This window comes from Nocardioides houyundeii (assembly GCF_002865585.1).
Classification (GTDB): Bacteria; Actinomycetota; Actinomycetes; order Propionibacteriales; family Nocardioidaceae; genus Nocardioides; species Nocardioides houyundeii.
Map to the genome: position 1 here is coordinate 823,034 of NZ_CP025581.1, position 21,483 is coordinate 844,516.

Below are 21,483 nucleotides of genomic sequence, written 5' to 3' on the forward strand. Positions count from 1 at the left end.
CAGGTCGGGCGAGCGCCAGCCGGCGCAGGGGGGCCAGCGGTCAGAGGACGCCGGCTGCGCGTGCCGGAGCGGCGTACGCCTGGGCGAGCGTCGCCACCGTGTGGTGCGCGTTGAGCCCGGACGGGTTGGGCACCACCCAGAGCTCGGCCCCGGCGAGGTCCGTGTCCTGGCGGCCCAGGACCGCCTTGCGGTTCCCGAACGCCTGGCGGTACGCCGTGATGCCGGCCACCGCCACCACCCGCGGGCGCACCCGGGCCACCAGCGCGCGCAGTGCGGCGCCGCCGCTGACCAGCTCGGCGGTGCTGAGCTCGTCGGCCCGCGCGGTGGCCCGGGGCGACAGGTTGGTGATGCCGATCCCGCGCTCCCGCAGGTGGTCCCGGTCCTCGGGCGTCATGCCGGCCGCCGGGTCCACGGGCCGCGCGATGATCCCGGCCTGCAGCAGGGCGGGGTAGAAGCGGTTCGCCGGGTGGGCGAAGTGCGTCTGGGTGGCCGCGGTCCACAACCCCGGGTTGATGCCCACGAAGAGGAGCCGGACGTCGTCGGGGAGGAGGTCGGGCACGTGGGCGTCGCGGAAGCTCTCCAGCTCGGCCCTGGTGAAGCGCGGCACCTGGGGCCTAGCTGATCGGGTCGGAGAAGACGCCCAGGCCGTTCGGCACGTAGCGCTCCCCGCCGTCCGAGGGCAGGTTCAGCACCGAGAGCTGACCAGCGTCGGTGTGGCCCACCAGGGTGGTGGAGCCGCCGCCGTCGAGGTTCAGTGCGTTCTCGGCGCCCAGGGCGATCATCATGTTGGCCAGCTCGACCATGGTGTAGCCACGGCTGTGCGCCTGCCGGCCGTCGATGGTCAGCAGGAGGACCTTGTTGGCGTCCTCGTCGATGCCGACCGCGGTGCGGGGGTGCATCAGCTGGTCGTTGATGACCACGCGCTGGCCGTTGAGCACCAGGGGCCGGTCGCCGCCGATGGCCATCTTGGGCGCACCCTTGACGCGCCAGGTGAGCTTGAGCCGCTCGCCCTTCTTCAGGCCCTTGAGCAGCTTGACGCTGCGGCCGCGGCCGATGAGCAGCTTGCCCTGGACCTTCTTGCCCGAGGTGACGCCGTACTTGTTGGACACCACGCGGCCGTTCTTGATGATCACCGAGCGGACCTTCTTCTGCCCGTCGACCACCGACTTGCCCTTGGTCTTGCCCCAGGCCGGGGTGTAGACGCCGACGCCGTGCTTCTCGACCGTGGGGGAGTTGAAGTTGGTGAACTTGATCTTCGGGTGCTTCTTCACGAAGGAGCCGATCCAGGGGAGCTCGCCCACGTGCGGCCGGCCGGCCTTGTCGACCCAGAACGCGCTGTTCCAGCCCGACGCGGGGGCGTGCCGCAGCCCGGACTTGCGGTTGCGGCCCACGCCCAGCGGCGCGCCGGTGTCGGAGATGTCGAAGAAGTCGCCGTTCACCGCCGCGACGGCCTTGGCCTTCTCGGTCATCCAGGACATCTTGCTGGTCGCGGCGACCTTGGCCGTGGAGATCAGGTCGAAGCTGTTGGCCGGGTTGACGATGTCCACGGTGACCAGGTGGGCCCGGATGGGCTTGCGGATGCCGTCGACCTGGTCCCAGGAGCGGTAGTCGATGCCCGGGGCCATGTTCCAGCCGATCTCCTTGCGCCGCATCGAGGCCACGCGTGCCGAGGGCTGCTCGCGCGCCACCCAGCCAGCCACCCCGTCGCTGGCGTGGCGGGGGGCGTCCGCGGTGCCGGTGCCCGGTGCCCGGCGGGGCGCGGTGGGCTCCGCGGCCGGCTCGACAGTGGGCGTGAGATCGGGGGACGGCGGTGTCGCCGAAGCGGTGGGCGAGGCCGTCGAGGCGAGGGCGACGCCGGCGGACAGCACCGCGACGATGGTCCCCGTGACGGTCTTCCTGGCGGACGGGGTGAGTCGCGTGGAGGAAGGCATGCGCTCCAGAGTAGGACCAAAGGAGGCTAACCTGCGGAACGTGGGCGCCACGAACACGTTCGTCGAGGGGGACAACCTCGATGTGCTGCGCGATCTGGAGCCGGGCTCGGTCGACCTGATCTGCACCGATCCGCCGTACAACACCGGCAACGACTTCGCCTACGCCGACACCTTCCGCCGGCCCGACGGGCTGCGCGCCGGTCGGCACCACGCCTGGGCGGCCATGATGCGGCCGCGGCTGGAGGCGATGCGGGACGCGCTGGCCCTCACCGGAGCGATCTACCTCAGCATCGACGACAACGAGGCGGCGCGGCTGCGGATCCTGATGGACGAGATCTTCGGCGAGGACAACTTCCTGGCTCAGGTGGTGGTCAACCTCAACCCCAAGGGCCGCCAGCTCGGCGGCGGCTTCGCGACCAGCCACGAGTACCTGCTCGTCTACGCCCGCGACGCGCGGTCGTGCGTGCTGGACGCCAGCACCACCGACACCGTCGACGCCGACGACTTCCCCGAGGTCGCCGAGGACGGCCGGCGGTTCCGGCACCTGCCGCTGCGCAACACCAACAAGAAGTTCAACCCGCTGAGCTCGCCCACCCTGCACTTCCCGGTGTACGGCGACCCCGACGGCGGCCGGGTGGCGACCACCCCGTTCGACGGCGCGACCGAGGTGCTCCCGGTCTTCGGGGACGGCCGCTCGGCGGTCTGGCGCTGGTCCCGGCCGCGCATCGAGGCGCGCCCTGACGACCTGGTGTGCCGCCGGATCAAGGGCCTGGGTGGCTGGCGGGTCGACATCTTCCAGCGGGACTGGCTGCAGCCGCCCGGCGGGCGCCGTAAGAAGCTGCCCACGATCTGGCTCGCCGAGGAGGTCGGGTCCACCGACACCGCGGTCGCGGAGCTGAAGCGACTGGTGGGCCACGTCTTCGAGTCGCCCAAGCCGACCGGGCTGGTCCGCAGGATCCTGCGGACCATGCCGATGGACGCCCGGGTGCTGGACCCGTTCGCCGGCAGCGGGACCACCGGTCACGCGGTCGCCCTGGCCAACCTCGAGGACGGGGGCACCCGGAGCTGCCTGTCGATCAACTCCGCGGAGCCCACCCGTCCGGACTCCAACGCGGCACGTGCCGGGCTGGCGTCCGTCGCCGACATCACCCGGGTCCGGCTCCGCGCGGTCGCCGAACAGGTCGGCGGAGGGCTGGAGGAGCGATAGGGCGGGCCGTCAGAGCGAGGCTCGCAGCTCCTCGACCACCGCGTCGACCACCGCGACCAGGTCGCCGCCGGACTCCCTCGCCACCGCGCGCTGGCGCTGGTAGGACGCACCGCGGCTCACGATGTCGGCCACCGAGCGCAGCTCGGCCTGGCAGCCCAGCCGCTTGGCGACCGGTTCCAGGCGCTCCAGCAGGTCCGCCAGGTCGTCGGTGACGGGCCGCTCCCGGGACTTGTCGTCGAGGATGATGATCGCCTCCAGGCCGTAGCGGGCCGCCCGCCACTTGTTCTCCTGCACGTGCCAGGGAGGCATGGTGGGCAGCGTCTCGCCGGCCGCCACCCGCGCGTCGAGGTCCACCACCAGGCAGTGCATCAGCGCGGTCAGCGCGGCCAGCTCGTCGATGTTGGAGACGCCGTCGCAGACGCGGTTCTCCAGGGTGCCCAGCTGGGGGGAGGGGCGGATGTCCCACCGCACCTCGGAGAGCCCGTCGATCACGCCGGTGACCTGCTGGTCGGAGACGAAGGACTCGAACTCCTCCCACCGCTCGAACTGGAACGGCAGGCCCGCGGTGGGCAGCTGCTGGAACATCAGTGCCCGGTTGGAGGCGTAGCCGGTGTCCTGGCCCGCCCAGACCGGTGAGGAGGCGGAGAGGGCCAGCAGGTGCGGGTAGGAGGTGAGCAGGCCGTTGAGCACCGGCATCACCCGGGACTGCTCGGGCAGGCCCACGTGCACGTGCACGCCCCAGATGAGCATCTGCCGGCCCCACCACTGGGTGCGGTTGATGAGCTCCTCGTAGCGATGGCCCTCGGTGATGTGCTGGGCCGACCAGCTCGCGAAGGGGTGGGCGCCGGCGCCGAAGAGGTCGATGTCGATCTCGTCGGCGGCCGCCACGACGCCGGTGACGGTCTCGCGGACCTGGCTCATCGCCTCCTCGACGGAGTGGCAGATCCCGGTCACCACCTCGACGGTGTTGCGAAGCAGCTCCTTGTGCAGACGCTCCGGGGCGGCCAGGCGGGGCCGTGCCGCGGCGAAGAGCTCGGCGGCGGAGCTGACCAGGTCGCGGCTGGTGCGGTCGACCAGGGCGAGCTCCCACTCGACACCCAGCGTGGGTTCGGGGGAGGAGTGGAAGTCGATGCGCACGCGGACCATGCTAGGTGGCGCCCGGAGCGGACGGACCCGCCCCGCGGGTGGCACCATGACGCGAGTGTCCGCAGAGCCCGACGTGAAAGAACTCAACCTCACCCTCGACCTGTGCCTGCGCATCGGCGAGATGCTGCTGGCCAACGGTGCCGGCGCCGCCGACGTGACGGCCACCATGGGTGCGGTCGCGCACCATTTGGGGCTGCGCACCACCGACATCGACGTCACCTTCACCCAGGTCTCCATGGGCTACCAGTACGACCCCGCGTCGCCCAGCCTGCTGATGATCCGCCAGGTCAAGCAGCGCGACATCGACTACGAGGACCTGACCCAGGTCGACCATCTCGTGCGGGACCTGCTGCACGGCAAGCTCGACCTCTACCTGGCGCGCACCCGGATGGCCAGCATCGTCTCGGTGGGCCACCCGGTGCCTCGGTGGGCGGTGACGATCGCCACCGGGGTGATGTGCGCGGCGGTGGCGCTCTTCCTCGGCGGCGACCTGGCGGTGATCGCCATCGCGTTCCTGGCCGCGGCCTGCATCGACCGGGTGCAGCTGCGGATGAGCCGGCGCCGGCTGCCCAACTTCTACATGCAGGTCGCGGGCGGGGTGGTGGCCACGCTCTTCGCGGTGGGCGCCGCGGCCAGCGGCCTCGACGTCGATCCGTCCCTGGTGGTGACGGCCAACATCATCATGCTGCTGGCCGGCATCGGCTTCATGGGCGCCCTGCAGGATGCCCTGTCCGGCTTCTACGTCACCGCCGGAGCCCGGATCATCGAGGCGCTGCTGGCCACCTCCGGCATCATCGCCGGGGTGAGCGGTGGGCTCTCTCTGGGCACCCTGATGGGGGTGGACGTGGGCCAGCTGGAGCCCGGCCGCTCCGGCTGGCAGGACCTGAGCCTGCTGATGGTGGGCTCGGCGTTGTGCGCGGCGGCGTTCGCGTTCGCCTCGTACTCGCCGAAGCGGGCGCTCGTCCCGATCGCCCTGGTGGCGGCGGGGGCGGCGGCGATCTTCCGGGTGGTCGACGAGGCCGACCTGGGGCGGACCTGGGCGGCCGCCTTCGCGGCGTTCGCCATCGGGCTGGTCGCCTACGCCGTCGCGGGGCGGGTGCGGGTGCCGCCCCTGGTGGTGGTCGTCCCGGCGATCGTGCCGCTGCTGCCCGGGCTCTCCATCTACCGGGGTCTGTCGCTGATGGCGGCCGACAACGGTGCCTCCACCTCGGCGGGACTGCTGGCGATGGTCACCGCCGCCTCGGTGGCGATCGCGCTCGCCTCCGGCGTCATCCTCGGCGAGTACGTCGCCCAGCCGGTCAAGCGCGAGGCGCGGCGGCTGGAGCAGCGGCTGTCCGGCCCCCGCCTGGTCGGGGTGTTCCGGGCCCGCTCCAAGCGCTGACCGCTCCGCCTGCCCCCTCAGCCCCGGAGCTCAGCCCGAAGCTCCCGGAGTCGGTCGAGCCAGGCCCGGTGGGCCCCGTCGAAGGGGGCGCTTGCCGCAACCACGGCCGCGTGCACCCAGGCGCAGCTCTGGAGCGCCGCGGTCACCACGTGCGCCGGGTAGCCGAGCTCGACCTGGTGCGCGGCGAACTCGTCCTCGTCGTCGACGACCACCGTCCCCGCCACGTCCTGCACCACGTCGAGGTCGAGGTCCACGGCGCGCAGCGTGGCGCCGTGCCACTGCGCGGGCGTGGTCATGTCGACGTACGTCGCCACCCGCGGGGCGGCCGCGACGGGCTCGGGCGGGGAGGGCTCTCCGGCCCACACGGCGCCACCGGCCTGGTGGAAGGTGGCCAGCCATCCCGGGCGCACGCCGTACGACGGAGCCGGCACCAGCACCACCTGGTCACTGCCGGCGGTCAGCTCCCTGCCCGGCCGGGCGAAGCGGGTGCCGGTCGGTACGCCGACCCAGTCGCCGTGCTCGTCGGAGCCCAGCCACAGCGCGTCGTAGACCCAGTGCGGGTGCTCGCCCCACTTGGTCATCTCGCAGTGCACGGCGTCCCCGGGAGCCAGCGGGGCGCGCTCGGGCACCTCAGACCACCTTGGTCCTGGCGGGCATCACCCGGCGGCTGACCCGCGCCACGAGGTCCTGGTAGCGGGAGCCGGTCAGCTTGGCGAGGGTGTGCAGGGCATGGGCGTCGGACCCGACCAGCACCCGCGCCTTGCCGCCCAGCACGCCGGACCAGATGACGTGGGCGGCCTGCTCGGGGGACATCTTGGCGAGCTTGCGGTCGAAGAAGTCGGCCGTCGCCTGCTGGTCCTCGCCCTCGGCGACGCGGGCGTTGCGGGCGATGGCGGTCTTGATGCCACCGGGGTGCACGACCGTGACACCCACCGGGTGCCGGGCGACCAGCATCTCCTCGCGCAGCGCCTCCGACATCCCGCGCACGGCGTACTTAGCCGCGCAGTACATGCTCTGCCCCGGCATCGAGACCAGCCCGAAGAGCGAGGACAGGTTGACCACGTGCCCGTCGCCGGAGGCGATGAGGTGCGGCAGGAACGCCTTGCACCCGTGGACCACGCCCCAGAAGTTGATGCCCATGATCCACTCCATGTCGCTGGGGTCCAGCTCGGTGAAGTCGCCGGCCAGGGCGACGCCGGCGTTGTTGACCACCACGTTGACCCGGCCGAAGTGCTCCGCGACCGCGTCGGCGTACGCCGTCACCGCGGCGCGGTCGGCGACGTCGAGCCGGTCGACGCGGACCTCCCTCGCGCCGGCCTGCTCCGCGAGCGTGCCCGTCTGGGCCAGCCCGGCCTCGTCGACGTCGGAGAGGGCCAGCAGCGCGCCACGGCCCGCGGCCTCCAGGGCGAGGGCGCGCCCGATCCCCGAGGCGGCACCGGTGATGACCACGACCTTGGCATCCAGAGTCTTCATGGCTGGCACTGTGCCAGAGACTGGCCACGAGGTCAGCCAACAGCGCCGAAGGTGCGGCGGGGCGCCCACCCCGGCAACCTCGCGGAAACACGAGGACCCGTGCCTGAAATATCGGCCGCCTAGCGTCCGTAGCACCTCCCCCTGGCCGCCCCGGTGGCGACCAGCGGATCCCCGCGAATTCGTCTGGCGCGAATTCGCCTCCGAAAGGAAGCAGACTCTTGAAGCAATCAGGACGGCGAACCCGGCGGCTCCTGCCCCTCGCGGTCGCCGCGGTGCTCGCCACCTCGGGCCTGGCGGCAGCCACCGCAGTCGCGGCACCGGGGCAGGCCGGCAAGGGCCAGCCCACCCGGGACGGCAAGTCGCGCGACCTCACCTACCTCAGCCCGCGCTACTCCTCGGGCGACGTCACCGGTGACAAGCGGGTGGACGAGAAGGACCTCTCGCGGGTCAGTGCGGCCCTGGGTGTGCGCAAGGGCGACGGCAAGGCCTGGCGCCGCGTCGCGAAGGCCGACCTCGACGGCAACAAGTCGATCACCGTCGCGGACGTGGCAGCGCTGTCGCGGCAGATGATCTACGACGACGGCGACTTCCGCGTCCTCGAGGCGACCGTCGTCGACGCCCAGGCAGCGATGGAGGCCAAGTCCCTCACCGCCGTCGAGCTGACGCAGCTCTACCTGGACCGCATCGCGGCCTACGACGAGGCCGCCGCCGGCGGCGTCGAGGCGACCAAGCTCAACTCGATCATCGCGGTGAACCCCAAGGCGCTGGAGATCGCGGCCAAGCTCGACGCGGAGCGCAAGAAGTCCGGGCCCCGGGGGATGCTGCACGGCATCCCGGTGATCGTGAAGGACAACTTCAACACGAGTGACGTGCCCACCACGGTCGGCTGCAAGTGCCTGGAGGGGTTCACCCCCGGCAAGGACGCCGAGATGATCGAGCGCCTCCGCGACGCCGGAGCCATCATCCTGGCCAAGGCCAACCTGACGGAGTTCGCCTCTGGGTACACCGGCCTCAGCTCGTTCAAGCAGAGCTCCAACCCCTACGTGCCCGGTGGGGAGTCCGGCGGTTCGAGCGCCGGCACCGCCGCCGCCATCGCCGCCAACCTGGGGATGGTCGGCCTCGGCAGCGACACCCTGGGCTCCATCCAGGTCCCCGGCGCCTACCAGGGCCTGGCCGACGTCTACCAGTCCTTCGGCCTGGTGAGCCGGGAGGGCATCGCCCCGCTGGCCGGCGACCAGGACCGCGGCGGTCCGCTGACCCGGACGCTGGAGGACTCGGTGATGATGCTCGACCTCTACGCCGGCACCGACCCCGAGGACCCCACCACGGCGAACGCCGACGCCCAGCGCAAGGCCAGCTACGCCTCGTACCTGGATGCCGATGGGCTGAAGGGGGCGCGGATCGGCTACGTCTCCACCACCGGCGAGGACGGCCACCTGGGGACCAACCCCGCGGTCGCGCGGATCTTCGACGAGGCCAAGGCCGTGATGAAGAAGCAGGGCGCGACGCTGGTCGACGTCGGGGAGGTCCGCCTCGTCTCGACGGGCTCGGGGAGCACCCGCGAGTTCGGGCACGACATCGACGAGTACCTGCGCACCTACGTCCCGGCCGACTCGCCGTACCCCAGCAGCGCAGCGGAGCTCAAGGCGCTGCTGACGGCGCAGCCGGGCCTCAGCTCGATCACCGCCACCGTCCTGGACCGGATCAACCGGATCCCCGACTTCGACGCCTACATGCAGCAGCACGCCCTGGAGATCAAGCAGAACGGCGCGATCATCGACGAGGTGCTGCGCGCCAACGACCTCGACGCGATCGTCTACCCGACGGTGCCTCGCTTCGGCGTCCCCGGCGGCACGGGCTACAACAACGCCGCCCTGGCGTCGCTGAGCCAGCACCCCTCGGTCTCGGTCCCCTCGGGATGGAGCAAGCAGTCGGACTACGTCGAGGGCGGAGTGCTGCCGGCCAACGGCGTGGGTCTGCCCACCACCGTCTCCTTCCTCGGCGGCAAGAACCGCGACGCCAAGCTGATCAAGCTCGGCTACGCGTTCGAGCAGGCGACCAAGCACCGCCGGGCGCCCTCGCGCTACCCGGACCTGGTGAAGACCAAGGCCGCCAAGAAGGTCTCCGGCGCGACGAAGTTCGAGCTGGCGATGCCGCGCAAGGCCAAGGCCGGGTCCACGGCCCGACTCCGGGTGTTCGGCGCCAGCGTGCGCAACGCCTACACCTACACGCTGCGGCTGAAGTTCGACACCAAGCTGCTGCGGCCGCAGGCCAAGAAGGTGACCGCAGGGACCTCGGGTATGACCAAGGCGTGGGTCGAGGGCTCGACGCTGGTCGTCGTGCACACCAAGCTGGGCAGCTCGCCGGCCGCCTCGGGTGACCTCAAGCTGGCCGACATCCCGGTCCAGGTGCGCGCCCGCAACGCCGGGACGCCCGTGCTGAAGGCGGTCACCGTCGTCGGTGAGAACGGGAAGGTGAAGCGCTTCTCGGCTCCCAAGGTCTCGCGCCGCTAGCGCGAGGCTCGTCCGTGAGGGTCGCCCACCTGTCGCCTCGGCGTCAGGTGGGCGACCTTCGCGCGCCGGTCCCAGGTGCTGACGCGCGGTCGCGTCGCGTGCCACGATGCTTGGGTGGACGACATCGTGGAGCTGACCGACCAGGAGTGCCATGAGCTGCTGCGCGCCGACGTCGTCGGCCGCGTCGCCTTCGTCACGCCGCAGGGGCCCCGGATCGTCCCGGTCAACTACGTCGTGAGCGACGCCGGGCTGGAGCTGCGCACCACGCCGTACTCCGAGCTGGCCACCTACGCCCCGGAGAGCCCGGTCGCCTTCGAGATCGACCACCTCGACCGGGAGCAGGGCCGAGGCTGGAGCGTGGTCGTGCACGGCGACTGCGAGCGGGTGCTGGACGACGCGGCGGCCGCCTTCGAGGAGCCCGGCAAGGACCCCGGACCCTGGGCCGGGGGACGCCGGCCGCTGTGGCTGCGAGTGGTGGTGGCCGAGATCACCGGGCGTCGGGTGGGCGGGGAGCACTGGCCGCACCCGGTGGTGCCGCGGCTCTGAGACTCACGCCGGAGTCCTGGTGCCGTGCGCGAGGATCGGCGGCGTGACGCTCCTTGCCACCCCCGTCCGCGTCGGCATCCTCGTCTACGACGAGGTCGAGGTCCTCGACTGCTGCGGCCCGTTCGAGGTCTTCTCGGTCGCCGACCGGTTGCACACTCGGACCAGCGACACCGCCCTCTTCGAGGTCTCCCTGCTCGCCGCCACCCCCGAGGTGGTGGCCCGCGGCGGCCTGGTGCTCCGGGCCCACGCGACGCTGGACGCGGACCCCGAGGTGGACGTGCTGGTGGTCGCCGGCGGCGTCACGGACGTCGTCGAGCAGGACACGGGAGTCACCGGGTGGATCGCGCGCACGCCCACCCGGCTCACCGCCTCGGTCTGCACCGGGGCCTTCCTGCTCGCCCAGGCCGGCGTGCTGACCGACCAGCGGGTGACCACTCACTGGGAGGACCAGCAGGCGCTGCAGGCGCGCTGGCCGGCGCTGCGGGTCGAGAGTGCTCGCCGCTGGGTGCGCGACGGTGACCTGTTCACCTCGGGCGGAATCTCGGCGGGCATCGACCTGAGCCTGCACCTGGTCGAGGTGCTGGCGGGCCGCGAGCTCGCGCTGGCCACCGCCCACCAGATGGAGTACCGCTGGCACGAGGACCCCGCCTGAGACCCGCCCTGCGCACGGCCCGGCACAATGGGGACCACCATGTCGACGTCCGCTCCCGCGCTGAGGATCAGCTACCCGCCTGAGCTGCCGGTCTCGCAGCGCCATGACGACATCGCCGAGGCGATCCGGGACCACCAGGTCGTCATCGTCGCGGGCGAGACCGGCTCCGGCAAGACGACCCAGCTGCCCAAGATCTGCCTGGAGCTGGGCCGCGGCCGGGCCGGCAAGGACGGTCGCCGCGGCAGCCTGATCGGGCACACCCAGCCCCGGCGGATCGCTGCCCGCTCCGTGGCGGAGCGGATCGCCTCCGAGCTCGGCACCGAGCTGGGGGACCTGGTCGGCTACCAGGTGCGGTTCACCGACCGGACCTCGCAGGCCAGCCGGGTCAAGGTGATGACCGACGGCATCCTGCTGGCCGAGCTGCAGCGCGACCGTCAGCTGAAGAAGTACGACACGATCATCATCGACGAGGCACACGAGCGCAGCCTCAACATCGACTTCCTGCTCGGCTACCTCAAGCGGCTGCTGCCCAAGCGTCCGGACCTCAAGCTGATCATCACCTCCGCCACCATCGACGTGGACCGGTTCTCCGCGCATTTCGACGACGCCCCGGTGATCGAGGTCTCCGGGCGCACCTGGCCGGTGGAGGTGAGGTACCGCCCGCTGATCGAGCTCCCCGAGGCCGACGAGGAGGGCGAGCCGGTGCAGCGCGACCAGACCGAGGCGATCCTCGACGCGGTGCGCGAGCTCTCCGTCGCGGGCCCCGGCGACGTCCTGGTCTTCCTGCCCGGCGAGCGCGAGATCCGCGACACCGCCGACGCGCTGGAGTCGCTCGGATCCGACCGGCTCGAGGTGGTGCCGCTCTACTCGCGGCTCTCCGCCGCCGAGCAGCACCGCGTCTTCTCCTCCCACCCGACCACGGTGCGCCGGGTGGTGCTGGCCACCAACGTCGCGGAGACCTCGCTGACCGTGCCCGGCATCCGGTACGTCGTGGACACCGGGTTCGCGCGGATCTCCCGCTACTCCGCGCGCACCAAGGTGCAGCGGCTGCCCATCGAGCCGATCAGCCAGGCCTCGGCCAACCAGCGCTCCGGCCGCTGCGGCCGGGTGGCGGAGGGGATCGCGATCCGGCTCTACTCCGAGGAGGACTTCGAGTCCCGCCCGGAGTTCACCGACCCCGAGATCCTGCGGACCAACCTGGCCTCGGTCATCCTGCAGATGACCTCGCTGGGCCTGGGCGACCTGGCCCGCTTCCCCTTCGTCGACCCGCCCGACAAGCGCAACATCACCGCCGGGATCCAGCTGCTCGAGGAGCTCGGTGCGCTCGGGTCCGCCGAGAAGCAGGAGCGGGGCCCCCGGCTCACCGCGCTGGGCCGCCGGCTCGCGCGGCTGCCGATCGACCCCCGGCTGGGCCGGATGATCCTGGAGGCCGAGCGGCTGGGCTGCGTGCGCGAGGTGATCGTGATCGCTGCGGCGCTGAGCCTGCAGGACCCCCGCGAGCGCCCGGCGGAGAAGCAGGCCCAGGCCGACCAGCTGCACGCCCGGTTCAAGGACAAGTCCTCGGACTTCCTCACCTGGCTCAACCTGTGGCGCTACCTCAAGGAGCAGCAGCGTGAGCTGTCCTCCAGCGCCTTCCGCCGGATGTGCAAGCGCGAGTTCCTCAACTACCTCCGGGTCCGGGAGTGGCAGGACTTCGAGTCCCAGCTGCGGCAGGTGTGCAAGGAGATGAAGGTCGACCTGGGGCACCCGGCCGACGTGCCCGACGCCGACGGCATCCACCAGGCGCTGCTGTCGGGGCTGCTCTCCCAGATCGGCGTGCTGGAGGAGCGGGAGCGGGCCAAGCAGGGCGAGCGGCGCGGGATGCGGGAGTACCTCGGTGCTCGCGGCTCCCGGTTCGCGATCTTCCCGGGCAGCACGCTCAAGGGCGTCAACCCGGCGTACGTGATGGCCGGGGAGCTGGTGGAGACCGGGCGGCTGTGGGCGCGGCAGAACGCCGCGATCAAGCCGGAGTGGGCCGAGCGCCTCGGCGCGCACCTGGTCAAGCGCAGCTACAGCGAGCCGGTCTGGTCCAAGAAGCGCGCCGCGGTCACCGCGCTGGAGAAGGTCACCCTGTACGGCGTACCGCTGGTGGCCGACCGCCGCGTCAATTACGGCCGAATAGACCCGGCGCTCTCGCGCGAGCTGTTCATCCGGCACGCCCTGGTCTACGGCGAGTGGGAGACCAGGCACCGCTTCTACGCCCGCAACCTCGCGCTGCTCGCCGAGGCCGAGGAGCTGGAGCACCGTGCCCGGCGCCGCGACCTGGTGGTCGACGAGCACACCCTCTTCGACTTCTACGACGCCCGGATCCCCGCGGACGTGGTCAGCGGCGCCCACTTCGACCAGTGGTGGAAGCAGGAGCGGCACCAGCACCCCGACCTGCTGACCTTCGACCCCGAGATGCTGGTCCACGACAGTGCCGAGGAGGTCGCGGCCGCCGACTTCCCCACCGAGTGGCACGGGGACCACCTCACCTTCGAGATCAGCTACCACTTCGAGCCCGGGGCCGCCGACGACGGGCTCACCATCGACGTCCCGGTGGCGACCCTCAACCAGGTCCAGGCCGACGACTTCTCGTGGCTCGTGCCGGGGCTGCGCGAGGAGCTGGTGGTCAACCTGATCCGCACCCTGCCCAAGAGCCTGCGGGTCAACTTCGTGCCCGCCCCGAACACCGCCCGGGCCTTCCTGGCCGCCGTACCGGCGGGCCAGGAGCCGCTGCTGGACGCCCTGGAGCGCTACCTGCGCTCGGTCACGGGCGTGCACGTGCCGCGCGAGGCGTGGGAGCTGGACAAGCTGCCCGAGCACCTGAGGCCCACGTTCCGGGTGGTGGGGGAGTCCGGCCAGGAGGCTGCCCGCGGCAAGGACCTGGAGGCGCTCAAGGCACCGCTGCGGCCCACCTTCGCCGCGGCGATGGCGGAGGTCGCCAGCGACACCGGGGTCACCGCGACCGGGCAGCGCAGCTGGACCTTCGGCACCATCGAGGAATCCTTCACCCAGCGCCGCGCCGGGCACGAGGTGCGCGGTCACCCGGCCCTGGTCGACGAGCAGACCAGCGTCGGGCTGGGAGTGTTCGGCTCCGCCGAGGAGGCCGAGGCGCGGCACCGGCTCGGCGTACGACGGCTGCTGCTGCTGGCCACCCCGGACGCGTCGGGGGTGGTGAAGCAGCTCTCCAACGCCGAGAAGCTCGGCCTCGCCGCGTCGCCGTACCCGACGACGGCGGAGCTGCTGGAGGACGTCCGCGCCGCGGTGCTCGGCGACCTGGTCGACGCCCGGCCCCCGGTGCGGGACCGGGAGGCCTACGACAAGCTGCTCGCCGAGGCGGAGCGGGACCTGGCGCCGGCCATGCCCGCCGCGATCGCCGACGTGCTGCGCGTGCTCTCGTCGTGGCGGGCGTGCGAGAAGGCGCTCTCGGGCCGCGCGGACCTGCAGACGCTGCCGGCGTTGAGCGACATGAAGTCCCAGCTGGAGCGCCTGGTGCACCGAGGGTTCATCGGCGAGGCCGGGATGGCGCAGCTGCGCCAGGTGCCGCGCTACCTCGCCGCGATCGAGCACCGCCGGGAGAAGCTCGCCGGCCAGGTGGCCAAGGACCGGCAGCTGATGGACCAGGTGGCCGACCTCCAGGCCGCCTACCTGCACCGCGTCCAGGCACTGCCCGAGGGCTGCCCGCCGAGCCGCTCGCTGTGGCGGGTGCGCTGGATGCTGGAGGAGTACCGGGTCTCCCTGTGGGCCCAGCAGCTGGGGACCGCGCAGTCGGTCTCGGACCAGCGGATCCGCAAGGCCCTGGGCTGAGCCGCCCGGCACGGACGTACTCTGTGGCGATGGGTGAGCGGGCACACCACCGGCCGATGGCGCCGGGGGACAAGTTCTTCGACGAGATCGAGTCGGGGGGCGATCCGGCCCTGCTCCGCGAGGCCGCCGACCGCGCTGCGGTGCTGATGGTCCGCGGTGCCCGGGCCAGCGGCGACGACGCGGTCGCCGAGCGGGTGGTGCACCTCGCCGAGACCGAGGGGCTGGAGGTGCTGGCCGAGCTGTGGTCCGGGTCGCCCGCGGACTCCCTCGCCGGGGCGCTGTGGCGGCTCTACCTGCTCCGCTCCTGGGTGTACGCCGACCCCGAGCGCGCGGCGGTGGAGTTCGAGGCCGGTCGGCGTGCCGCGCCGGTGGCCCGGGTGGTGGCCGGGGTGGCCGACCCGCCCGGACCCGAGCAGCTGCGCGCCATGGTCGATGCGGTGCTGCGCGGCATCGTGCAGGCCGACTTCGCCGACGTGCTGCACCGCGCGGCGGCCTTCGCCCACGTGGTGGCAGTCGGCCGGGCCACGCGGCACGACGAGGACGGCCGGGTCCGCGGGGCCAGCCACGAGGACACCGTCAGGATGCTGGGCCTGGCCGAGCAGCTGGAGTCCGCGGCGAGGCAGGAGATGCTCGGCGAGCTGAGCTGAGCTGCTTCAGCCCAGGTCAGCCCAGGTCATGGAAGCGGCGGGCCGCGGTGACCACGCTGTGGAACACCGGCTCGTCCAGCGCCGCGCCCTCGCGCCGGATCGCGCCCGCGTCCAAGCGCAACAGCCGGTCCAGCCGGACCTCGCTGGGGCGGCCCTGGCGGTCCCAGTCGCCGCTTCCGACGTCCATCCAGTGTCGTCCGTGGCGCGCCTCGTCGGCGGCGTCCAGGTCGTGGTCCTGGCTGCTCAGCATCAGTCCCAGCCACTGGCCGCCGTCCCGGCCCAGCAGCAGGACCGGACGGTCCTTGCCCTGCCGCGGGTCGTCCTCGTAGGGCACCCAGCCCCACACGACCTCGCCCGGGTCGGGCTGCCCGTCCCTCTCCACGGCGTACTCGACGCGCGGCACCGCGCCCCGGCTCGGCCGCGGGTCAGCCCGTCGCGAGGAGAGCAGGTCGAGGGTGCGGCGCAGGAGGCTCATCTCGAGCACGCTACCCAACGCGCCGAGCACGTCCGGCGCCGGCAGGCGGCGCGAGCGCGCGGGCCGTGGAAGCCGATAGATGGTGATGCGCCGGACCGGGAGCGCCTCTCGGCACGTGGCCGCTCGTGGCGGCTATTTTTGGGACCCGGGGCTGCCGCAGCCCGACGCACCACCGTTGACCATTGTAGTTCGTGGTCCCGCGCGAGAAACAGGTACGGCGCTCCTGGCGGGGCGCGACCGGGCGCTCGGTAAGGTGAGGGGGCCCTGCACCGTGCGACGAGAGTGAGCTTCCCCCATGCCGACCCGCCGTCCGGCCCTGGCACTTGCTGCTGCCTTGACCTTCGCCCTGGTGGCGACCGGGTGCAGCGATCCTGAGGACGGGGCGGCGCCCAAGCCGGATCCCACCACCGCGGCCGCCAGCCCGACCGTGACCCCCTCGCCCACCGACCTCACGCTCGGGGTCTACGGGTCCCCCGAGGAGGCCGAGGCCTGGAAGGACGTGGTGGCGGAGTTCAACGAGTCGTCCGAGACCGGCGAGGTCACCCTGAAGGTGTGGAAGGACAAGGACACCGCGTTCCGCGCGGTACGCCGCGGCGAGGTGCCCGACGTCTTCATGTCCTCCCGCGAGGACCTCGACCACCTCCTCCAGGCCGACATCACCCGGCCGGTCAGCGAGCTGCTCGACGAGCGCGGCGTGGACTTCGGTGACCGGTTCTCCCGGGACGCCGTGCAGTCCTACGGCGTGGATGACGAGCTGCAGTGCATGGCCTACTCCGTCTCCCCGATGGTGCTCTACGTGAACACCAAGCTGGTGGACTTCGCCAAGATGGAGCGCCGCGGCCTGGACGTCCCCGCCCGCTGGGACCGCTGGTCCCTGGCGCAGTTCGCCACCGCGGCGGACTTCGCGGCCCGGCCCCGGCGCGGCACCGCGGGCTTCCACATCGACGCCACCATCGAGGGCCTCGCGCCGTTCATCACCTCCGGCGGCGGGTCGGTGTGGAACGACTCGTCCGAGCCCACCTCCCTGAGCTTCTCCGACGACGCCTCCCGCGCCGCGCTGGAGCAGTCCCTGGCAGTGCTGCGGGACGCCAGCCTGACCCTGACCGAGGAGCAGCTGGCCAGGCACACGCCGTTGGAGTGGTTCAAGCGCGGCAAGCTCGGCATGATCGCCGGCTACCGCGACCTGGTGCCCGAGCTGCGCGCGGTGCGTGGGCTCTGGTTCGACGTGGTCTCGATGCCGACCCTGGAGACCAGCAGCACCTCCGGTGACGTCACCGGCCTGTGCATGTCGGCCAAGACCGAGGACGCCGCCGCCGCCGCGGACCTGATCGCCTACCTGGTCGGCGACGGCCCGGTGGAGCAGGTCACCGCTGCCGGGTCGATGGTGCCGGCGAACCTGTCGGTGGCCGGCTCCGACGCCTTCCTGCAGCGCGGTCGTCAGCCGATCCACTCCCGCATCTTCAACATCGCGGTGCGCGGCATGGTGATCCCGCCGCTGGTCGAGTCCTGGGACGAGCTCGAGGACGCGGTCGCGCCGCAGCTCCAGGAGCTGCTGACCGCGCCCGGCGAGCTCGACCTGGACGCGGTGACGGAGCAGGTCGACGAGGCGTCGCGCACGGTGCTGGAGCGCGAGGACGCCGAGGAGACCGAGGCCCCGGCGGAGCAGTGACGGCGGGGGCCTACTCCGCGTCGGCGTCGGCCGGGTCTCCGAGCAGGCCGAGGTCGTCGGGCTCCTCCTCGACCGGCTGGTCGCCCACCAGCACGGCGTCCACCAGCGGCGGGGTGACCAGCTCGACCTGCCACGGGCGGGCGCCGTACGAGCGCAGCTGCTCGGCCAGCTGATCGGCCAGCTCCTGCTCGTCCCGGGTCGCGGGCGGGGCCCACATGGCGCGCCGCACGTAGTCGGGGGTGATGAGGTTCTCCACCGGCAGGTGGTTGGCCTCGGCGAGCGCCAGGGTCGCCGCGCGGGCCGCCTTGAAGCGCCGGTCCGCGGCGGGCTCCCGCTCGGCCCAGGTGCGCGGGTGGGGCGGTCCGTCGCCGCGCGGCGAGCGCTGCGGCAGCTGGTCCTCGGGCAGCTGGGCCGCCTCGGCCAGGGCAGCGGTCCAGCGAGAGGCGTACCGCTCGGCGCCGCGCCCGTGGAAGCCCCGGGTCGCCAGCAGGGCGCCGCGGTCGGTCGGCATCGCGGTGGCGGCGGCGATGATCGCGGCGTCGGGGATGATGCGGCCCGGCGTCACGTCACGCTGGCGCGCCAGGTCGTCCCGGGTCTCCCACAGGGCGCGGACCGCGGCCAGCTGGCGGCGGCCGCGCAGCCGCTGCATCCCGGAGGTACGGCGCCACGGCTCCACCCGGACCGCGGGCTGGAAGTCCAGCAGGTGGGTGAACTCCTGGCGCGCCCACTCGTCCTTGCCCTGCTCGACGAGCTCGGCGGCCATGTGGTCGCGCAGGTCGACGAGCACCTCGACGTCCAGGGCGGCGTACTCCAGCCAGGGGCGGGGGAGCGGGCGGGTGGACCAGTCGGCGGCGGAGTGCTCCTTGCGCATCCGCAGGCCCACGATCTCCTCGACCAGCGTCGCCAGGCCGACCCGGTGGTAGCCGAGCAGTCGACCCGCCAGCTCGGTGTCGAAGATCGACGTGGGCGTCAGGCCGACCTCGCGCAGGCAGGGCAGGTCCTGGGTGGCCGCGTGCAGGATCCACTCCTCGGTGCCCAGGGCCTCGGCGAGCTCCGGCAGGTCGGAGCCGAAGGGGATGGGGTCGATGAGCCAGGTCCCGGAGTCGCCGCGGCGCAGCTGGATCAGGTACGCCCGGCTGGAGTAGCGGTAGCCCGAGGCCCGCTCGGCGTCGATCGCCACCGGCCCGGTCGCCGCGGCGAGCGCCGCGCAGGCCTTGGCCAGTGCTGCGGGGGTGTCCACGATGTCGGGGATGCCGCCACTGAGGGTGAGCAGGGGGACGGGGGGCGCCGGCTCGGCGTCACCCTCCGGTGAGGCGCCGGTGGTCAGGGCCTCGTCGTCGGGGGTTGAGGTCATCAGACGCCGACGCCTCGCTGCCCTCGTCGGCTGGGGATCGCGGTCACGCCCGGGGGCAGCGGCGGCAGTCCGGCCGCGGTGCAGAGCAGCTCGCCCCAGGCCTCGACGTGCGGGGTGATGTCCAGCGTGCCCTCGCTGTCGGCGGCCACCGGGGTCCACGAGGCGCGGATCTCGATCTGGGCCGTGCCCTCGTCGTCCGACATCTGGCCGAAGCTCTCCGAGGCGACCCGGGTGACGGTGCCGGAGGCAGCGGTGAAGGCGGCGCCGTGGGCGCCCAGCGCCTCGGTCAGCCAGCTCCAGCCGACCTCGCCGAGCAGCGGGTCGGTGATCAGCTCGGGGTCGATCTCCGCGCGGGCGTAGGCCACGCAGCGGAAGGTGCCGTCCCAGGCGTCGTTGCCGGCGGGGTCGTGGAGCAGGATGATCCGTCCGGTGCCGAGCTCCAGGTCGTCGACGGTGACGTCGGCGGTCAGGGCGCTGGAGTGCGGGGCGATGCGCTGCGGCGCCGGCATCTCCTCGCAGAAGATCTCCGGACGCAGGACGGCTGCGGCCATCGCCCGAACGGCCTCGCGGAACTCCGCGGGCACTTCCTCCGCACCCCGTTCGGGATACGTCTCAGAGTGGACGACCATGGACGCAGCCTACGTCGGAAGGCGCAATCCGCGATGTGCCAACACGCCGCCTGACCTGCGATGATCGCCGGGTGAGTCCTTCGCCAGCCGCCGCGGACAGCGCCTTCCTCAAGGCCGCACGCGGAGAGCCCGTCCCGCACACCCCCGTCTGGTTCATGCGTCAGGCCGGTCGTTCCCTGCCCGAGTACCTCAAGGTGCGCGAGGGCGTGGGCATGCTGGAGTCGTGCATGGACCCCGACCTGGTCGTCGAGATCACCATGCAGCCCGTCCGCCGGTACGGCGTGGACGCCGCCATCTTCTTCTCCGACATCGTGCTGCCGCTCAAGGCCGTCGGTGTCGACCTCGACATCGTCCCGGGCGTCGGCCCCGTGGTCGCCTCGCCGGTCCGCACCCTGCAGGACGTGGCGGCCATCCCCGACCTCACCCCCGACCACGTCGGCTTCATCACCGAAGCGGTCCGGGGCCTGGTCGGCGAGCTCGGCGCCACCCCGCTGATCGGCTTCGCGGGCGCCCCGTTCACCGTCGCGTCGTACCTGGTCGAGGGCGGCCCGTCGAAGGAGCACGCCAAGACCAAGGCCATGATGTTCGGCGCCCCCGAGGTCTGGGACGCGCTGATGCGCAAGATCGCCGGCATCGCCAGTGCCTACCTGCAGGTGCAGGTGGAGGCGGGCGCCTCCGCGGTGCAGCTGTTCGACTCCTGGGCGGGCGCCCTGACCCCGGCCGACTACGCCGAGCACGTGATGCCGCACTCCGCGCGCGTGCTCGCCGACGCCGGGGCGCTCGGCGTGCCCCGCATCCACTTCGGCGTGGGCACCACCAACCTGCTGGGACTGATGGGGGAGGCCGGTGCCGACGTGGTGGGCATCGACTGGCGCACCCCGCTCGAGCGGGGCATCGAGCTCGTCGGGGACCACGCGGTGCAGGGCAACCTGGACCCGACGCTGGTCTTCGCCCCGACCGAGGTGATGACGGCCCGCGCCGCGCAGGTCATCGAGGCGGGCCGGGCGGCCAGGGGGCACATCTTCAACCTGGGGCACGGGGTCATCCCCTCGACCGACCCCGACCAGCTGGCGCGCCTGACCGAGTTCGTCCAGGGCTACCCGCTCAGCTGAGCGGCTGCGCCGGCGGCTCGGCCGCGCTTCGTCCGCTGCGCGGGCCGCGGCGCGCCACCCACCACAGCGGCAGTCCGAGCGCCAGCGCGACGACGGCCCAGGGCAGCAGCAGCCCGGCCAGGGTGGCCAGCGCCACGGCCGCCGCGCTCAGGCCGTCCCAGCCCGACGCCAGGCCGCTGAGGAAGCCCGACTCCTCGGTCTCGGGTTTGGCGCCGGCCGCCGTCCGCTCCACGTGCACGGTGATGGTGGACATCGAGGTCTGGTCCGCCAGCCAGGCCCGCTGCTGCTTGAGCGAGTCGAGGTCGGACTGGCGCCGGGTCAGCTCGGACTCGATCGAGACGATGTCGGCGATCCGGTCGGCGCGGTCCAGGAGCACCTCGATCCGCCGCAGGCTCCGTTCCTGGGCCCGGATCCGGGCCTCGTTGTCGATGACCTGGGTGGTCACGTCCTCGGTGTCCCGCTCGGTGGAGTCGAGCTCGCCGATCTCCTCGAGCCGGGTGATCGCGTCGGCGAACCTGGCGGTCGGCACCCGGAGCACCAGCCGGGTCCAGACGAGATCGCCGTCGCTGGAGTCGGCCTCCTCGTCGGCCACCTCGCCGCGCAGCGCGTCCGCGACCTGCTGGACGTCGTTGCGCGCGGCGCGCACGTCATCGCTGTGCAGGGCGACGGTGGCGGTGGCGATCACGGCGCGCTCGGCGACCGTCGTACGGGCGGGGGCGGCAGCGGCGCGGGCGCCGGGCCCGGCGTCGGCGTCCGCCGCAGAGGTGCCCGCGCCGGCGTCGACTTCCTGGGCAGCCGAGTCGGCGGTCGAGTGGACGGCGTCCTGGTCGCTGGACGAGCACCCGCCCAGCGCAGCGAGGGAGGCCAGGAGCGCAAGTGCGGCGGCGGTGCGGATTCGTCGGGTCATGGCCCTACGACGC

General features: G+C 72.6%; 18 protein-coding genes. 9 read left to right on the forward strand and 9 right to left on the reverse strand.

Features of this window, described 5'->3' with window-relative positions; all coding sequences use genetic code 11:
• Nucleotides 1-40: 40 nt before the first annotated feature.
• Both C0R66_RS04015 and C0R66_RS04020 read right to left on the reverse strand, forming a co-directional pair.
• Nucleotides 41-607, reverse strand: a complete 567-nt coding sequence (locus C0R66_RS04015) for a mismatch-specific DNA-glycosylase (protein ID WP_101523617.1) — start codon at nucleotides 605-607, stop codon at nucleotides 41-43.
• 7 nt (nucleotides 608-614) lie between these two features.
• The gene (locus C0R66_RS04020) at nucleotides 615-1,931 is read right to left on the reverse strand and encodes a phosphodiester glycosidase family protein (RefSeq protein ID WP_101523618.1); all 1,317 of its coding nucleotides are present in this window, start codon (nucleotides 1,929-1,931) and stop codon (nucleotides 615-617) included.
• 40 nt (nucleotides 1,932-1,971) lie between these two features.
• Here C0R66_RS04020 and C0R66_RS04025 point away from each other — a divergent pair, with 40 nt between their 5' ends.
• Entirely contained in the window at nucleotides 1,972-3,138 is a 1,167-nt protein-coding gene (locus C0R66_RS04025) for a site-specific DNA-methyltransferase (RefSeq protein WP_240311810.1), read from the forward strand.
• Nucleotides 3,139-3,147: 9 nt separating this feature from the next.
• On the opposite strand, the gene C0R66_RS04030 is transcribed toward C0R66_RS04025, so the two are convergent.
• A complete protein-coding gene (locus C0R66_RS04030) occupies nucleotides 3,148-4,284 on the reverse strand; it encodes a glutamate--cysteine ligase (RefSeq protein WP_101523620.1) in 1,137 nt (378 codons plus the stop codon).
• Nucleotides 4,285-4,330: 46 nt separating this feature from the next.
• Here C0R66_RS04030 and C0R66_RS04035 point away from each other — a divergent pair, with 46 nt between their 5' ends.
• Nucleotides 4,331-5,665, forward strand: coding sequence for a threonine/serine exporter family protein (locus C0R66_RS04035; protein ID WP_241901562.1), 1,335 nt, complete (start codon nucleotides 4,331-4,333; stop codon nucleotides 5,663-5,665).
• A gap of 17 nt (nucleotides 5,666-5,682) precedes the next feature.
• On the opposite strand, the gene C0R66_RS04040 is transcribed toward C0R66_RS04035, so the two are convergent.
• Together C0R66_RS04040 and C0R66_RS04045 are read right to left on the reverse strand one after the other, a co-directional pair.
• Nucleotides 5,683-6,294: a ribonuclease FAU-1 family protein gene (locus tag C0R66_RS04040; protein ID WP_101523621.1), complete on the reverse strand. Its 612-nt coding sequence runs from the start codon at nucleotides 6,292-6,294 to the stop codon at nucleotides 5,683-5,685.
• Nucleotide 6,295: 1 nt separating this feature from the next.
• Nucleotides 6,296-7,138 (reverse strand): SDR family NAD(P)-dependent oxidoreductase, encoded by an 843-nt coding sequence (locus C0R66_RS04045; RefSeq protein WP_101523622.1) that lies wholly within the window; start codon nucleotides 7,136-7,138, stop codon nucleotides 6,296-6,298.
• Between the two features lie 218 nt (nucleotides 7,139-7,356).
• Here C0R66_RS04045 and C0R66_RS04050 point away from each other — a divergent pair, with 218 nt between their 5' ends.
• The 5 genes from C0R66_RS04050 (at nucleotide 7,357) to C0R66_RS04070 (ending at nucleotide 15,324) form a co-directional block, all read left to right on the forward strand.
• Nucleotides 7,357-9,651: an amidase family protein gene (locus C0R66_RS04050; RefSeq protein ID WP_158647886.1), complete on the forward strand. Its 2,295-nt coding sequence runs from the start codon at nucleotides 7,357-7,359 to the stop codon at nucleotides 9,649-9,651.
• A 114-nt stretch (nucleotides 9,652-9,765) separates the two neighbouring features.
• Nucleotides 9,766-10,197 (forward strand): pyridoxamine 5'-phosphate oxidase family protein, encoded by a 432-nt coding sequence (locus C0R66_RS04055; protein ID WP_158647887.1) that lies wholly within the window; start codon nucleotides 9,766-9,768, stop codon nucleotides 10,195-10,197.
• 43 nt (nucleotides 10,198-10,240) lie between these two features.
• Nucleotides 10,241-10,849, forward strand: coding sequence for a DJ-1/PfpI family protein (locus tag C0R66_RS04060; protein ID WP_101523625.1), 609 nt, complete (start codon nucleotides 10,241-10,243; stop codon nucleotides 10,847-10,849).
• 39 nt (nucleotides 10,850-10,888) lie between these two features.
• Nucleotides 10,889-14,677 carry an ATP-dependent RNA helicase HrpA gene (gene hrpA / locus C0R66_RS04065; RefSeq protein WP_241901563.1) on the forward strand — a complete coding sequence of 1,263 codons (3,789 nt, stop codon included), beginning with the start codon at nucleotides 10,889-10,891 and terminating at the stop codon, nucleotides 14,675-14,677.
• A 29-nt stretch (nucleotides 14,678-14,706) separates the two neighbouring features.
• Nucleotides 14,707-15,324, forward strand: a complete 618-nt coding sequence (locus C0R66_RS04070) for a hypothetical protein (protein ID WP_101523627.1) — start codon at nucleotides 14,707-14,709, stop codon at nucleotides 15,322-15,324.
• Between the two features lie 16 nt (nucleotides 15,325-15,340).
• On the opposite strand, the gene C0R66_RS04075 is transcribed toward C0R66_RS04070, so the two are convergent.
• Nucleotides 15,341-15,799 carry a type II toxin-antitoxin system PemK/MazF family toxin gene (locus C0R66_RS04075; RefSeq protein WP_241901564.1) on the reverse strand — a complete coding sequence of 153 codons (459 nt, stop codon included), beginning with the start codon at nucleotides 15,797-15,799 and terminating at the stop codon, nucleotides 15,341-15,343.
• 295 nt (nucleotides 15,800-16,094) lie between these two features.
• On the opposite strand from C0R66_RS04075, the gene C0R66_RS04080 reads away from it, so the two are divergent.
• Nucleotides 16,095-17,468 (forward strand): ABC transporter substrate-binding protein, encoded by a 1,374-nt coding sequence (locus C0R66_RS04080; RefSeq protein WP_101523628.1) that lies wholly within the window; start codon nucleotides 16,095-16,097, stop codon nucleotides 17,466-17,468.
• Between the two features lie 10 nt (nucleotides 17,469-17,478).
• On the opposite strand, the gene C0R66_RS04085 is transcribed toward C0R66_RS04080, so the two are convergent.
• The gene (locus C0R66_RS04085) at nucleotides 17,479-18,822 is read right to left on the reverse strand and encodes an HRDC domain-containing protein (protein WP_101523629.1); all 1,344 of its coding nucleotides are present in this window, start codon (nucleotides 18,820-18,822) and stop codon (nucleotides 17,479-17,481) included.
• Entirely contained in the window at nucleotides 18,822-19,451 is a 630-nt protein-coding gene (locus C0R66_RS04090; protein WP_101523630.1) for a DUF3000 domain-containing protein, read from the reverse strand. Before C0R66_RS04090 ends, C0R66_RS04085 begins: the two co-directional genes overlap by 1 nt.
• Before the next feature lie 71 nt (nucleotides 19,452-19,522).
• Between C0R66_RS04090 and hemE the strand changes: the two genes are divergently transcribed.
• Entirely contained in the window at nucleotides 19,523-20,563 is a 1,041-nt protein-coding gene (hemE, locus tag C0R66_RS04095; RefSeq protein WP_101523631.1) for a uroporphyrinogen decarboxylase, read from the forward strand.
• Here hemE and C0R66_RS04100 read toward each other — a convergent pair.
• The gene (locus tag C0R66_RS04100; protein ID WP_101523632.1) at nucleotides 20,556-21,470 is read right to left on the reverse strand and encodes a DUF4349 domain-containing protein; all 915 of its coding nucleotides are present in this window, start codon (nucleotides 21,468-21,470) and stop codon (nucleotides 20,556-20,558) included. The two genes, hemE and C0R66_RS04100, sit on opposite strands and share 8 nt — an antisense overlap.
• Nucleotides 21,471-21,483: the final 13 nt, after the last annotated feature.

Bases quoted from the DNA above. Each gene is read 5' to 3' on its own strand.
- C0R66_RS04020 (WP_101523618.1), bottom strand. From the start codon at position 1,931: ATGCCTTCCTCCACGCGACTCACCCCGTCCGCCAGGAAGACCGTCACG.
- C0R66_RS04030 (WP_101523620.1), bottom strand. From the start codon at position 4,284: ATGGTCCGCGTGCGCATCGACTTCCACTCCTCCCCCGAACCCACGCTG.
- C0R66_RS04035 (WP_241901562.1), top strand. From the start codon at position 4,331: ATGACGCGAGTGTCCGCAGAGCCCGACGTGAAAGAACTCAACCTCACC.
- C0R66_RS04045 (WP_101523622.1), bottom strand. From the start codon at position 7,138: ATGAAGACTCTGGATGCCAAGGTCGTGGTCATCACCGGTGCCGCCTCG.
- hrpA (WP_241901563.1), top strand. From the start codon at position 10,889: ATGTCGACGTCCGCTCCCGCGCTGAGGATCAGCTACCCGCCTGAGCTG.
- C0R66_RS04070 (WP_101523627.1), top strand. From the start codon at position 14,707: ATGGGTGAGCGGGCACACCACCGGCCGATGGCGCCGGGGGACAAGTTC.
- C0R66_RS04075 (WP_241901564.1), bottom strand. From the start codon at position 15,799: ATGAGCCTCCTGCGCCGCACCCTCGACCTGCTCTCCTCGCGACGGGCT.
- C0R66_RS04080 (WP_101523628.1), top strand. From the start codon at position 16,095: ATGCCGACCCGCCGTCCGGCCCTGGCACTTGCTGCTGCCTTGACCTTC.
- C0R66_RS04085 (WP_101523629.1), bottom strand. From the start codon at position 18,822: ATGACCTCAACCCCCGACGACGAGGCCCTGACCACCGGCGCCTCACCG.
- C0R66_RS04090 (WP_101523630.1), bottom strand. From the start codon at position 19,451: ATGGTCGTCCACTCTGAGACGTATCCCGAACGGGGTGCGGAGGAAGTG.
- C0R66_RS04100 (WP_101523632.1), bottom strand. From the start codon at position 21,470: ATGACCCGACGAATCCGCACCGCCGCCGCACTTGCGCTCCTGGCCTCC.